We start from the raw sequence: 12,891 nt of genomic DNA on the forward strand, positions 1-12,891 counted from the left end.
GGTTCAGGCGTTAAATTACCGGCCAGCCGAAACTGTCAGCATTTAGCTGTCAGCTGTCAGAATTGAGAATTGGGAATTCAGATAGTGAGCGTGACTGGTTTTTTAAAAATACAGCCAGCTGAAGATCACATTGGGGAAAAGACCGGTAAAAACGATGAGCACGCAAATGGCCACCAGTGTGTACTTCTCAAAGGAACTGATCCCTGAAAAATGATTCGGCCCCTGTTTGAAATACATGGCCTGTATCACCCGGAAATAGTAGTAGGCACTAACAGCGGCCATCAGTACCCCAAAGATCACCAGCCACAGGTATCCGCCCGATTGGATCACCGCCTTCAGCATATAAAACTTGGCCAGGAAGCCCGCAGACAAAGGGATTCCTGCCAGGGACAACATAAAAATAGTAACACATAACGCCACAAGCGGCTGATGCCCGGCAAGGCCGTTAAAACCATCGAAGGAGTAATCCGTCATCTTGCTGATCACCCCAAACACTCCGATGGTGGCCAGGCAATAGGCAACCGCATAGAGCAACAATCCTTCATGTGCCGTTTCATTCATAGCTACCAGCGCAAACAGCATGAACCCCGCCTGTGAAATACTGGAATAGGCCAGCATCCGTTTTACGCTTTGCTGGAATACCGCAGTGATATTTCCTACAAACAATGTCAGTGCTGCCAGCACCGCCAGCCATAGCTTCCATTGAATTGTCGTTTTGTCGAATGCCGTATAAAACAGGTGAAGGAACCCGGCGAAAATGCCCACTTTAACAATCGTGGCCATAAAAGAGGTGAACACATTGGGAGCCCCGTCGTATACATCCGGTGTCCAGAAATGAAAAGGCGCTACCGAAACCTTAAAACACATGGAGAACAGCAACATCAGCATGCCGGCGGTCAGCAGGTTGGATTTCAGCAGCTCCGCTATATTCATTTTGGCGATCTCAAATGTACCCGTAGCGCCGTAGATCAGAGCGATCCCCATCAGCATAATGCCGGTGGAAAACGCGCCCATCAGGAAATATTTCAGCGCCGCTTCATTGCTCTTCAGGTCTTTTTTTGCAGAACCGGTAAGGATATAAAGCGGGATGGAAATGATCTCAATTCCAAGGAACAACATCAGCAGGTTGGTAAAGGAGGTTACCAGGAACGTACCGGCCAGGATGAAAAAGATCAGCGCAAAATATTCGGCATAATGACTGCCGACCTTTTCCATATCCTTTGAAGATACCAGGAAATAGATCAGCGTGCAGGCAATAATGATCGTGTTGAAGAACAGCGCATAGCCGGTAAATGAAAGAAATCCTGCGGTGTTCATATGGAACAACCGGATGCCTTTGGATTCCAGCACATTGACCACCAGCAATAACACAATGCCCAGAATGGCCAGTATCCGCACCGGTGCTTTTGTTTTAAACAAAAAGCTGGCGAACATCATCATTACACCTAACAAACCTGAAAATAATACTGCGTTCATATTGTTTCTCTTAATGCTTCCTCAACAAGGGCAGCACATCTGAATTTTTTAAAATTGATTGACTGATCTGATCCATCGCATTCAGGAATGGCTGCGGATAAATACCCACGATCAGGATCGCACCGATGATGATCGTAAGGATCGCTTTCTCCTGAAAAGCGATATCCGTGCCTTTTTCGGTCAGCGCATTGGTAGCGCCAAAAAACACTTTCCGGCCCAAACGAAGGGTATATACGGCTCCCAGGATAACACCAAGCCCCGCAGTAGCCATCATCAGCGTACCATGCTCCGATACCCTGGATCCGAGGATGCCTTTGAACATCAGGAACTCACCGATAAAGGCATTGCTGAGCGGCAGGGCGATATTTGCAAAAGCGATAATGACAAAAAAGAAGGTAAGTGCCGGTGCCTTTTGCGCAATGCCGCCCAGCGCGGATATTTTCACCGTTCCGAATTTGCGTTCAATAATTTCCACCACTACCCACATTCCCAGGATGTTAATCCCGTGCGAGAACATCTGGATCAGGGTACCCTGCAGCGCGCTTTTATCTTCCGCAAAAACGGCCACACACATCAGCCCGATATGCGCAATGGAGGAATAGGCCACCAGCCGCTTCATATCATCCTGGCGCATCGCGATCAGCGAAGCATAAATAATACCCGTAACCGCCAGCAGGGAAACAGTATCCCCGTTGAGATAAGAAGCCATTGGCAGCACCGGCAACAGCCAGCGCAACAAACCCAGTACCCCCATCTTCACCATCAGGGCGCTCAGTACCATTGTTGCGGCCGTAGGCGACTGCTGATACGTATCCGGCTGCCAGGTATGAAAAGGGAAGACCGGCATCTTCACCGCAAAGGCCACAAAGAACAGCCAGAAGAGCCAGGATTGTTCTTTAACAGAAAGACCGGCATTATAAAAAGCAGTGATATCAAAAGACTGGCCGGCAGTGCGCGAATACACATAAAGAATGCCCACCAGCATTAACAGCGAACCAATAAAGGTGTAGATAAAGAATTTAAAGATAACCGCAATGCGCTTCTCCCCGCCCCATTGGGAACAGATAAAATAAACAGGGATCAGGGCCAGTTCCCAGAAGAAATAAAACAACAGGGCATCCATTGCCAGGAACACGCCCATAAGGCCGGCCTGCGTCAATAACATCAGTCCGAAAAAATTATTCACCTTCTTATAGGCTGTCGTCCAGGTGGAAAGAAAAATAATGGGATAACACAGCGCGGTAAGCAGGCACAGCATAATTCCCATTCCGTCGCCTTTTAATGAAAAGCTGCTGTTCAGCAATCCCATCCAGTTGGCGCGGAACGTCCAGCAACCCGGTGCCGCATAAACGGCAACGCCAAGGAGGGCAATGATAAATGTCAGAATGGCTGCCAGTAACGACCAGGTCCTTACCTGTTCCTCCTTTTTTATCAGAAACGTAGCCAGTCCACTCACTAAAGGCACCAGTATCAACAACAATGCGATCATATTTCAGTATTCAGATTTTTCAGTATTGTGTCCCGATCACTATCGGGATCAGGCTCCAGGTTTCGAATTTCTCCAGTGATCCAATGCTTATTATTTCCTCAAAAAGAACTGCACAACAAAAATCAGCACCATTCCCAGCACCATCATCAGGATATAAGCCCCCGTCTGACCGCTCTGCAGCCAGCGCAGCTGGCGGCCGCCGTAGTTGACCAGGCGGCCCACACCGTTCACCACACCATCCACTACTTTCCGGTCGATGACATTGCCTAGGAATGAGCTCAGCGCATTCAGCGGCTTTACAATGACCGTATCATACAGTTCATCCACATACCATTTGTTCTCCAATACTTTTCCGAGGCCGGTAGCAGGCCCCAGGTCCGGTTTTTTCGAGAACCGGTTCCAGGCAACGATCACTACAATGATCACCAGGACGGAGGACAATCCGGCCAGTAGCCATTCAGTGCTGTGGCTTGCCTCATGTGCGGGTAGCACAGCATATGAATCTTTAAATACCGGCTGCAGAAAATCAGCCAGTGCATGTGCTCCATGCGCCATAAATTCCGGCACTCCCACAAATCCGCCGATAACGGAAAGGATCGCCAGTATGATCAATGGAACGGTAATGGCCGCAGGACTTTCGTGCAGGTGATGCTCCTGTTCCTGCGTGCCACGGAAACTGCCTTTAAATGTGGTGGCGTATAACCGGAACATATAGAAAGCGGTAAATAAAGCGCCGATCAGACCCAGTACGTACCATACCGGCGATTTTGCAAAAGCACCCGCCAGGATCTCATCCTTCGAGAAAAAGCCGGAGAAACCCGGTATTCCTGCAATGGCCAGACAGCCCAGCAGAAAGGTGATATTGGTGATCTTCATGTATTTCGACAATCCGCCCATTTTGCGCATGTCCTGTTCGCCCCCCATGGCATGGATCACGCTGCCGCTGCCGAGGAACAGCAGGGCTTTAAAGAACGCATGTGTCATTACATGAAAAACCGCGGCTACATAAGCGCCGCTACCCAGGGCGAGGAACATATACCCCAGCTGGCTCACTGTAGAATAGGCCAGTACTTTTTTAATATCATTTTGTTTAAGGGCAATCGTAGCTGCCAGCAATGCGGTAGCGATACCAATGACCGCAATCACGTTCAGCGTGGCCGGCGCCATTGAGAACATCAGGTTGGTCCGGGCGATCATATAGATACCTGCGGTCACCATCGTAGCCGCGTGGATCAGCGCAGACACCGGCGTGGGACCAGCCATCGCATCCGGCAACCAGGTGTACAGCGGTATCTGGGCGCTTTTTCCGGTGGCCCCTACAAATAACAACAGGGTGATCATGGTCAATTCCCTCCCTGAAAAATGCTTCTGCAGGGAATCCGGAGCGAGGATCTCACTGAACGTAGTGGTGCCCGTTTTATGAATAAGCATGAACAATGCGATCAGGAAGGCCAGGTCACCGATCCGGTTCATGATAAACGCTTTGTTGGCCGCCTTGCTGTATTCCTTTTTCTTAAACCAGAAACCGATCAGCAGGTAAGAGCACAAGCCAACGCCCTCCCAGCCGATGAACATGATCACAAAATTGGCGCCCATCACCAGCAGCAGCATCGAGAAAACAAAAAGATTCAGATACGCAAAATATCTTCCGAAATGTTCCGGCTTTTCATCATGCATATAAGAAGTGGAATACACATGGATCAGAAAACCGATACCCGTGATGATCAGCAGCCAGATGGCCGACAGCTGATCGATCCGGAATGCGAACGGGATCTTCAGGTTCCCGACATTGATAAACGGGAAGTACTCGGCGGTATGCACATTGCCTCCGCTTACCTGGAAAAACGCCCAGAGACTTAAAATAAAGGACGCCAGTATCACCCCGCTCCCGATGAACCCAACGGCTCCTTTTGATAAACTTTTTCTTCCCAATCCGTTTATGATACACCCCAGCAATGGCAGCAGCGGGATCCAATAAACGATATCTAACACATTATTCATAATAAAGAGAATGCCGGCGCAATTAATGTTTCAGCCTGTTTAAGAAATTAATATTTATCGAGTGTACATTCCGGTACATCATTACAATGATGGCCAGTCCCACGCTCACTTCGGCCGCTGCCACCACCATAATAAAAAACACGAACAACTGGCCATCGGAGCCGGCTGTGGCGGCAGCTCCCTTTGCCACATGGTGCATTTTGGAGAAGGCCACCAATAAAAGATTTACGGCATTCAGCATCAGCTCAATACACATAAAAACAATAATGGCATTCCTGCGGGTGAGCACCCCTACCACGCCTATGGAAAACAGGCAGAGGGCAAGGGTGATGTAGTAATTTATTGGCATGTTCTTTTTTGATTTAGTCGTTAACGTTTGCAGTCAGCTGATTAATCTTTTTTTCCGATGACCACCGATCCTACCATGGCACTTAAAAACAGGATACTGCTGATCTCGAACGGGATCACAAAAGTAGTGAACAGTTCGCGTCCCAGGTTTTTTACCAGCCCGATATCACCGGTGCCCATTTCCACCAGGTTCTTTTTCACCTCTGTATTCTTCAATGCCGCGATCAGTACCAAAAACAAACAGCCGCCCGCAATGGCCCCTACGATCTGCAGCCATTTGTTCTTCAGCGTTTCCGCCGTCCGGCTGAGGTTCATCAGCATGATCACAAACAGGAAAAGTACCATGATGGCCCCTGCATAAACAATGATATTTACAATAGCGAGGAACTGTGCATTCATCAAGATATAATGACCGGAAATGGCAAAGAAGGTTACGATCAGTCCCAATACGGAGTAAACGGGATTTTTACTGGTAACAATCGTTAACGCACTTCCGATAGCGATCACCGTTAATACCCAGAATAATAGTTGCGTGATATTCATTTCGTTTCTTATATTAACCCTTAAACTCCTTCTTTTTCCCTGCTGATAGTACCCAATGCTTTCTGATACCCTTCCGGATCGGTAACCGGGTTGGGGATCAGCAGGTCTTCTTTTTTATAAATAAATCCTTTGCGCTGGTAATTTGCCGGTGTAAAGGTCTGCGACAGATAGATCGCATCTTTCGGACAGGCTTCTTCGCAGTATCCGCAGAAAATGCAACGCAGCATATTGATCTCATATTTTGCGGCGTATTTTTCCTCGCGGTACAGTTGCTCCTCACCTTCCTGACGCTCGGCGGCTTCCATGGTAATGGCTTCCGCCGGACAGGCCACAGCACAAAGACCGCAGGCCGTACAGCGTTCACGGCCCTCCTCATCCCTGTTCAGGATGTGGAGCCCGCGGAATACCTTGCTAAAGGGCCTTGTCTCTTCCGGGTATTTGATCGTGGCCTTCTTTTTAAAGAAATGCTTTAAAGTAATGGCCATTCCCTTAAAAATATTTACCAGGTATAGACGTTCCACCCAGTTCATCGGTCTCCGGTCAACGGGCTTGCTTCTGTTGGTTAATTGTACACTCATGGTCTCTTATCCAGTGCTTTATTTAATTTTTTTTATGGTATCAACTGCAGTGCATATCCCCGCTTCCTTGCGTCGCACTCTTGTACAGCTGTACTCCTGTCATCTATCCACTCATCACCTTTCACTACTTCTTCAGCCAAAGGATCACCAGCGCCGTTATGATCATATTGGCCAGGGCCAGTGGTATCAGGCGTTTCCAGCCCAGGCGCATCAGCTGGTCGAAACGGAAACGCGGGATCGTCCAGCGGATCCACATAAACACAAATACAAAGAACAGCGCCTTTGCCATCAGGGTAAGGAAGGTGAGCAGCGCTACCCAGTTCTCCCCGATATGTGTTGCCAGGCGGGCCTCGTTTACAAACGGGATATCATAGCCGCCAAAGTAAAGGGTTGCCATAATAACACCGCTGATAAACATATTAATGTATTCTGCAAACAGGTAAAAACCCAGCTTCATACTGGAGTATTCCTGGTGGTATCCGAAGTTCAGTTCATTTTCCGCTTCCGGCAGGTCAAAAGGCGTACGGTTTGTTTCTGCCAGAGCACAGATAAAAAAGATGATAAAGCCGATCGGCTGATAAACAATATTCCATACGGAATTATATTGCTCACCCACAATAACACTCATCTGCAACGACCCCGTCAGCATCAGCACCGCGATCAGCGATAATCCCATTGCCAGCTCGTAAGACACCATCTGGGAGGCACCGCGTATGGCAGCCAGCAGTGAAAATTTATTATTGGAAGCCCATCCGCCCAGCATGATGCCATATACACCCAGGCTCACGACCCCAAAAACATAGAGGATCCCGATGTTTACATCTGCCACCTGCAGCGGCACTACGCGATCACCGATGGACATATTCGCCCCCCAGGGGATCACAGCACTGGTCAGCAGCGCCGTCACCATCGCCAGCAGCGGCCCGAGGATGAACAGGAATTTTGAAGATGCCAGTGGAATGATCTCCTCTTTAAAAAAGAGCTTACCACCATCCGCCAGCGGCTGCAGCAATCCAAAAGGACCGGCCCTGTTGGGTCCGATACGGTCCTGGATAAATGCCGCCACCTTTCTTTCTCCATAAGTAGCATACATGGCCACCACCATCGACAAGGTAACGATGCCCGCGATCAGCACCAGTTTCTCAATAATAAAAATCCAATCAATAGCCAGTAAGTACATATTCTAAAATATAGCTTGTTAATCTTTTTTTTCTCCGATCATTTTATGGTTGAACACCGCTCCTGTAGCAGGTCCGGGGATCTTGCTCAGATCCACGGAAGGATCATTCACTTCACTGACACTGTGAATGTCCATCAGCAGTTTGGGAGCTCTTCCACCCATTACCTCGCTGATGGTTTCCTTGGGCTTGTCCATTCCTACATAGTGATTGGCCCCAATTACAGAATGCCGCGCTATTTTGGTAGGTCCTTCGATCACCCAGTCCTTAATATCCTTCTTTTCAAACCGGCATTCATTACAGATCCATCCGGTTTTTCCGTCTTCTGCCGGCAGGATCTCGCCCCACTGATCTTTACGGGCGGTAACACGTAATACTTCGTTGCCCCGTTCCCACAGGGTTACCTTACCACAGCAGTTGGGACAATCACGGTGTGCATCCACCGGTTTTGTAAACCAGACCCGGTTCTTGAAGCGGAATGTTTTATCCGTCAGCGCGCCCACCGGGCAAACATCGATCACATTTCCGATGAATTCATTGTCCAGCGACTTTTCGATATAAGTAGCGATCTCTGCATGATCGCCCCTGTCCAGTATTCCGTGCTGCCGTTTATTGGTCAGCTGATCCGCAGTGAACACGCAGCGGTAGCAAAGGATACAACGGGTCATGTGCAGCTGGATGTATTTACCCAGGTTATGTTTTTTAAACGTGCGCCGCTTGAATTCGTAGCGGGTCCCTTCCTTTCCATGTTCATAGCTCAGGTCCTGCAGGTGGCATTCCCCGGCCTGGTCGCAAACGGGGCAATCCAGCGGGTGGTTGATCAGCAGGAACTCCACCACACTGTTCCGGGCACCGATCACGCGTTCGCTTGTAATGTTCTTTACTTCCATGCCATCCATCACCGTGGTACGGCAACTGGCCACCAGCTTGGGCATCGGGCGGGGATCTTTTTCGGACCCCTTGCTTACTTCCACCAGGCAGGTACGGCATTTACCACCACTGCCTTTCAGCGGGGTGTAAAAACACATAGCCGGAGGCGCCACGTCACCGCCTACCATTCTTGCAGCCTGCAAAATGGTGGTACCGGGGGGTACTTCCAGGGTAACATTGTCGATCGTTACCTTAAAGTTTGCAGGGGGTTCCTGTTTTATTTCGTCTGCCATATTTGTTTCTCGCGGCGCTCACAGCGAAGCAGCGACGCAATTTTTATAATTTGTTCACAACTCTTTTTATCCCGTTCTTCAACATACTTACATTAAAATTTATCAACACACCAAGCTTCAGATTGGTTAGCTTTAAATATGTAAGCACCTGCTTATAATGAATGTCTGCGAAAGTTTCTATACTCTTTAACTCGAACAACACTTTTTCACATACAATAAGATCTGCCCTAAAACCGATCTCCAGTTTCATCTCTTCATGAATCACTGGTATTCCCTGTTGCCTTTTGAATAAAAGACCGGTTTTTGTTAACTCGTAACACAATATTTCTTCATACACACTTTCAAATAACCCCGGTCCATATTGCCGATGAATTTTAAAGCAAAGATCCAATACCTTGGTTGCTATATCATTTTCGGCAATCATCCGGTTCTTTTTTGATACTTCTAATCAGCTTCACTAAAAAATCCCCGCGCCGCAGCTCCACCGCGCCCGCCGCAAGAAACAATTAGACCACCGCAGGCTCCGCCACCGGCAACGGATCCGCATAATGCGCCAACCCGTAATTCCGTTGCTGGGCTTCCGCTGCATGGGTCACATGCCACTCAAACTCATCACGGAAATGCCGGATCGCTGCAGCAACCGGCCATGCGGCCGCGTCGCCCAGCGGACAGATCGTGTTCCCTTCTATCTTGCCCTGGATATCCCAGAGCAGATCGATATCGCTCGTTTTACCCTGTCCCTGGTCCAGGCGCAGCAATAATTTTTCCATCCAGCCGGTTCCTTCACGGCAGGGAGAGCACTGACCGCAACTTTCATGACGGTAGAACCGCGCCAGCGTATAAGTATGTTTCACCACGCACTGATCTTCATCCAGCACAATAAATCCGCCGCTGCCCATCATGGTACCGGTTGCAAAACCACCATCCGCCAGACTTTCATAGTTCATCATCCGTGATTCTCCTTTTGCCGTTTTCAGCAACAGGTTGGCGGGCAGTATAGGCACGGATGATCCGCCCGGAATGCAGGCCTTCAGCCGCTTGCCGTTTTTGATCCCTCCGCACCATTCATCACTATAAATAAATTCCTCAACGGAAATGGTCATATCTATTTCGTACACGCCCGGCCTGTTGATATTGCCGCAGGCTGAGATCAGCTTTGTTCCGGTTGACCGGCCCACGCCTATTTTGGCATATTCCTCTCCTCCCATATTGATGATGGGCACTACGGCGGCCAGTGTTTCCACATTGTTGACCACGGTAGGGCGGTCCCAGGCGCCTTTAACCGCCGGGAAGGGCGGTTTGATACGCGGGTTGCCGCGCTTGCCTTCCAGGGATTCGATCAGGGCGGTTTCCTCTCCACAGATATAGGCTCCGGCGCCCCGCTGTACATAGATCTCACAATCAAAACCCGAGTTAAGGATATTCTTACCCAGGAAGCCATTGGCCTTTGCTTCGGCGATGGCCTGCTCCAGGATATCGGGGATCCATGCATATTCTCCCCGGATATAGATATAGGTCACATTTGACCCCAGTGCATAGCTGGATACGATCAGCCCTTCAATAAGAAGATGCGGAATGAATTCCATCAGGTAACGGTCTTTGAACGTACCCGGCTCGCTTTCATCTGCATTACACACCAGGTGACGGGGTACCCCCTCCGGCCTGGCGATAAAGCTCCATTTCATCCCGGTTGGAAAACCGGCACCGCCACGTCCTCTCAGACCGCTTTTCTTTACCTCTTCCACCACTTCATCCGGCGACAGTTTCAGCGCCTTTTCCACACTACGGTAACCGCCGTTCTTACGGTAAACATCATAATAGCGGATGCCTTCAATATGTGCGTTCTCTAAAAGTAATTTTCTGCTGCTCATTATTTTATTCCTTTTCCAAAACCAGCTGCGGGCAACTAATTTTTGGGCTTATCGTAGTTGAACATCCAGCTGATACCGAATTTATCGGTCACCATCCCGAATTTCGCGCCCCAGAACGTATCCTGGAGCGGCATAGTGATGGTTCCTCCGGCTGCCACGGCCTCAAAGGCCCGGGTGATGGATGCTTCATCAGTAAAATTCAGCGCCAGGCTTACATTTGATCCGCTGGTAACCGGTTCCGCCCCCGGCGCACAGTCGCTTACCATAAAACTCATTTCACCGGCATTGAACAATGCATGCATCACTTTATCCTTATGCGAATCCGGACTCGGGAAATCGGCCTGGGTATCCCCGAATGTCTGCTTGTGCACAATTTGCCCGTTGAAGGCATTTGCGTAGAAGTCCAGTGCTTCCGCCGCGTCGCCGTTAAAATTCAGATAAGGAGTAATTGCCTGCATCGCTGTATTTTTTTTAATTATTAACGGACGCCTTGCTTCTGCACTCAGCAATAATGGCGTCAACCTTTTCTTTTGTAAGATGTTCTTTATAAAATTTGCCCAGCTGCATCATCGGCGCATAACCACAGGCGCCCAGGCACTCCGCCGTTTTCAGTGTAAACAGCCCGTCTTCCGTGGTTTCCCCGGGTTTTATATTCAGCCGTTCGCCGATATAGGCAATAATATCATCACTTCCCTGTATCATGCAGGGGCCGGTCTGACACACTTCAAATACATATTTTCCCACCGGCTTCAGGTTGTACATCGTGTAAAACGTAGCCACCTCATACACTTCAATGGGCTCTATTTGCAGCAATGTTGCTACATAGTCCATTGTTTCCGTGCTCAGCCAGCCAAACGCTTCCTGGGCCAGGTGCAATACCGGCAGCAGGGCGCTCTTTTGCTTACCCTCCGGATACCGCGCCGTGATCTGGCTCACTTTTTCCAATTGTTCCTGAGAAAACTGTGTCATTATCTTTTGCTCCATTATTAAAATCCATTAGGCATCCATTTCCCCTGCGATCAGGTTCATGGACGACATTACAACGATTGCGTCACTCAGCATCGCTCCTTTAACCATTTCGGCATAAGCCTGATAGTAAATAAAACAGGGGCGTCTGAAATGCAGGCGGTAAGGGGAACGTCCGCCATCACTGATAAAGTAAAAGCCCAGCTCGCCATTGGCCCCTTCCACGGCATTATATACCTCTCCTGCCGGCATATTGATCTCACCCATGATGATCTTAAAATGCCAGATCAGGGCTTCCATTTTTGTATAAACATCCTTTTTGGGCGGCAGGTAGTATTCGGGCACATCCGCATGGTATACCGTAGCCTCCTCTCCTTTGAGGTCATTCAGTTTCCGCAGGGCCTGTTCAATAATGCGGAGGCTCTGCCACATTTCTCCGTTACGCACCAGGAAGCGGTCGTAAGAATCACCGGTTGAACCAACCGGTACTTCAAAATCAAACTCTTCATAACTGCTGTAGGGCGCTACTACCCGCACATCGTAATCCACGCCTGCGGCCCTCAGGTTGGGACCCGTAAACCCATAGTTCAGCGCCCGCTCCGCACTGATGGGACCCGCACCGATGGCGCGCTCCATAAAGATCCTGTTGCGGGTGAACAGGTCTTCAAATTCTTTCAGTACTGCGGGGTATTCCTTTAAAAACCGCTCTATTTTTTCAAACGCGGTATTGGTAAAGTCTCTTTCAAAACCGCCGATGCGGCCGATATTGGTGGTAAGCCGGGAGCCGCAGATCTCTTCATATATCTCATATACCAGCTCGCGGTATTGCATTACATATAAAAAGCCGGTATAGGCCCCGCTGTCCACACCCATGATCGAATTACAGATCAGGTGATCCGTGATGCGGGCCAGCTCCATAATAATTACCCGCAGGTAATCCACCCGTTTGGGTACCTGCACCTTCAGCAGCTTTTCGCAGGTAAGGTGCCATCCCATATTATTGATGGGGGCGGAACAATAATTCAGCCGGTCTGTAAGGGGCGTGATCTGGTATAAGGGGCGGCGTTCCGCAATCTTTTCAAAGGCTCGGTGAATATAGCCCACAGTAGAATCAGCTGCAACAATTTTTTCACCGTCCAGCTCAATAATATTCTGGAAAACACCATGGGTCGCCGGATGGGTCGGACCCAGGTTCAGTGTGGTTGTCTGTTTCTCGATACTACCGCTCGGTAATAATACATTGTCGCTCATAATCTATATTCAAAAATTAACCCTCGT

The 12,891-nt window shown here is 49.2% G+C and carries 13 protein-coding genes; all 13 read right to left on the reverse strand.

The genetic code is table 11. The features are described from left to right. Positions 1-102: 102 nt before the first annotated feature. Complete coding sequence (locus tag K7B07_RS06055) at positions 103-1,476, reverse strand: NADH-quinone oxidoreductase subunit N (protein ID WP_223708250.1); 1,374 nt, start codon at positions 1,474-1,476, stop codon at positions 103-105. Between the two features lie 10 nt (positions 1,477-1,486). Further along, positions 1,487-2,965, reverse strand: a complete 1,479-nt coding sequence (locus K7B07_RS06060; protein ID WP_223708251.1) for a complex I subunit 4 family protein — start codon at positions 2,963-2,965, stop codon at positions 1,487-1,489. 90 nt (positions 2,966-3,055) lie between these two features. Continuing rightward, the gene (gene nuoL, locus K7B07_RS06065; protein WP_223708253.1) at positions 3,056-4,966 is read right to left on the reverse strand and encodes an NADH-quinone oxidoreductase subunit L; all 1,911 of its coding nucleotides are present in this window, start codon (positions 4,964-4,966) and stop codon (positions 3,056-3,058) included. Positions 4,967-4,988: 22 nt separating this feature from the next. Next, complete coding sequence (nuoK, locus tag K7B07_RS06070; RefSeq protein ID WP_223708254.1) at positions 4,989-5,315, reverse strand: NADH-quinone oxidoreductase subunit NuoK; 327 nt, start codon at positions 5,313-5,315, stop codon at positions 4,989-4,991. A 41-nt stretch (positions 5,316-5,356) separates the two neighbouring features. After that, a complete protein-coding gene (locus tag K7B07_RS06075) occupies positions 5,357-5,857 on the reverse strand; it encodes an NADH-quinone oxidoreductase subunit J family protein (RefSeq protein WP_223708256.1) in 501 nt (166 codons plus the stop codon). A gap of 20 nt (positions 5,858-5,877) precedes the next feature. Next, positions 5,878-6,435 carry an NADH-quinone oxidoreductase subunit NuoI gene (gene nuoI / locus K7B07_RS06080; RefSeq protein WP_223708258.1) on the reverse strand — a complete coding sequence of 186 codons (558 nt, stop codon included), beginning with the start codon at positions 6,433-6,435 and terminating at the stop codon, positions 5,878-5,880. A 124-nt stretch (positions 6,436-6,559) separates the two neighbouring features. Continuing rightward, positions 6,560-7,615, reverse strand: coding sequence for an NADH-quinone oxidoreductase subunit NuoH (gene nuoH, locus K7B07_RS06085; protein ID WP_223708259.1), 1,056 nt, complete (start codon positions 7,613-7,615; stop codon positions 6,560-6,562). Between the two features lie 18 nt (positions 7,616-7,633). After that, positions 7,634-8,776: an NADH-quinone oxidoreductase subunit G gene (locus K7B07_RS06090; RefSeq protein ID WP_223708261.1), complete on the reverse strand. Its 1,143-nt coding sequence runs from the start codon at positions 8,774-8,776 to the stop codon at positions 7,634-7,636. A gap of 43 nt (positions 8,777-8,819) precedes the next feature. After that, positions 8,820-9,200: a GxxExxY protein gene (locus tag K7B07_RS06095; protein WP_223708263.1), complete on the reverse strand. Its 381-nt coding sequence runs from the start codon at positions 9,198-9,200 to the stop codon at positions 8,820-8,822. An 82-nt stretch (positions 9,201-9,282) separates the two neighbouring features. Further along, positions 9,283-10,647, reverse strand: a complete 1,365-nt coding sequence (gene nuoF / locus K7B07_RS06100) for an NADH-quinone oxidoreductase subunit NuoF (protein ID WP_223708264.1) — start codon at positions 10,645-10,647, stop codon at positions 9,283-9,285. 35 nt (positions 10,648-10,682) lie between these two features. Then, on the reverse strand, positions 10,683-11,105 hold the full coding sequence (locus K7B07_RS06105; protein ID WP_223708265.1) for a VOC family protein: 423 nt from the start codon (positions 11,103-11,105) through the stop codon (positions 10,683-10,685). A 13-nt stretch (positions 11,106-11,118) separates the two neighbouring features. Continuing rightward, positions 11,119-11,631, reverse strand: a complete 513-nt coding sequence (locus tag K7B07_RS06110; protein WP_223708266.1) for an NADH-quinone oxidoreductase subunit NuoE family protein — start codon at positions 11,629-11,631, stop codon at positions 11,119-11,121. A gap of 12 nt (positions 11,632-11,643) precedes the next feature. Further along, on the reverse strand, positions 11,644-12,864 hold the full coding sequence (locus K7B07_RS06115) for an NADH-quinone oxidoreductase subunit D (RefSeq protein ID WP_223708267.1): 1,221 nt from the start codon (positions 12,862-12,864) through the stop codon (positions 11,644-11,646). Positions 12,865-12,891: the final 27 nt, after the last annotated feature.

It is taken from the genome of Niabella beijingensis (genome assembly GCF_020034665.1).
GTDB classification, from domain to species: domain Bacteria; phylum Bacteroidota; class Bacteroidia; order Chitinophagales; family Chitinophagaceae; genus Niabella; species Niabella beijingensis.

What these genes read in the sequence shown, in the direction of transcription:
- K7B07_RS06055 (WP_223708250.1), bottom strand. Translation starts at nt 1,476, where the DNA reads ATGAACGCAGTATTATTTTCAGGTTTGTTAGGTGTAATGATGATGTTC.
- K7B07_RS06060 (WP_223708251.1), bottom strand. Translation starts at nt 2,965, where the DNA reads ATGATCGCATTGTTGTTGATACTGGTGCCTTTAGTGAGTGGACTGGCT.
- nuoL (WP_223708253.1), bottom strand. Translation starts at nt 4,966, where the DNA reads ATGAATAATGTGTTAGATATCGTTTATTGGATCCCGCTGCTGCCATTG.
- nuoK (WP_223708254.1), bottom strand. Translation starts at nt 5,315, where the DNA reads ATGCCAATAAATTACTACATCACCCTTGCCCTCTGCCTGTTTTCCATA.
- K7B07_RS06075 (WP_223708256.1), bottom strand. Translation starts at nt 5,857, where the DNA reads ATGAATATCACGCAACTATTATTCTGGGTATTAACGGTGATCGCTATC.
- nuoI (WP_223708258.1), bottom strand. Translation starts at nt 6,435, where the DNA reads ATGAGTGTACAATTAACCAACAGAAGCAAGCCCGTTGACCGGAGACCG.
- nuoH (WP_223708259.1), bottom strand. Translation starts at nt 7,615, where the DNA reads ATGTACTTACTGGCTATTGATTGGATTTTTATTATTGAGAAACTGGTG.
- K7B07_RS06090 (WP_223708261.1), bottom strand. Translation starts at nt 8,776, where the DNA reads ATGGCAGACGAAATAAAACAGGAACCCCCTGCAAACTTTAAGGTAACG.
- K7B07_RS06095 (WP_223708263.1), bottom strand. Translation starts at nt 9,200, where the DNA reads ATGATTGCCGAAAATGATATAGCAACCAAGGTATTGGATCTTTGCTTT.
- nuoF (WP_223708264.1), bottom strand. Translation starts at nt 10,647, where the DNA reads ATGAGCAGCAGAAAATTACTTTTAGAGAACGCACATATTGAAGGCATC.
- K7B07_RS06105 (WP_223708265.1), bottom strand. Translation starts at nt 11,105, where the DNA reads ATGCAGGCAATTACTCCTTATCTGAATTTTAACGGCGACGCGGCGGAA.
- K7B07_RS06110 (WP_223708266.1), bottom strand. Translation starts at nt 11,631, where the DNA reads ATGGAGCAAAAGATAATGACACAGTTTTCTCAGGAACAATTGGAAAAA.
- K7B07_RS06115 (WP_223708267.1), bottom strand. Translation starts at nt 12,864, where the DNA reads ATGAGCGACAATGTATTATTACCGAGCGGTAGTATCGAGAAACAGACA.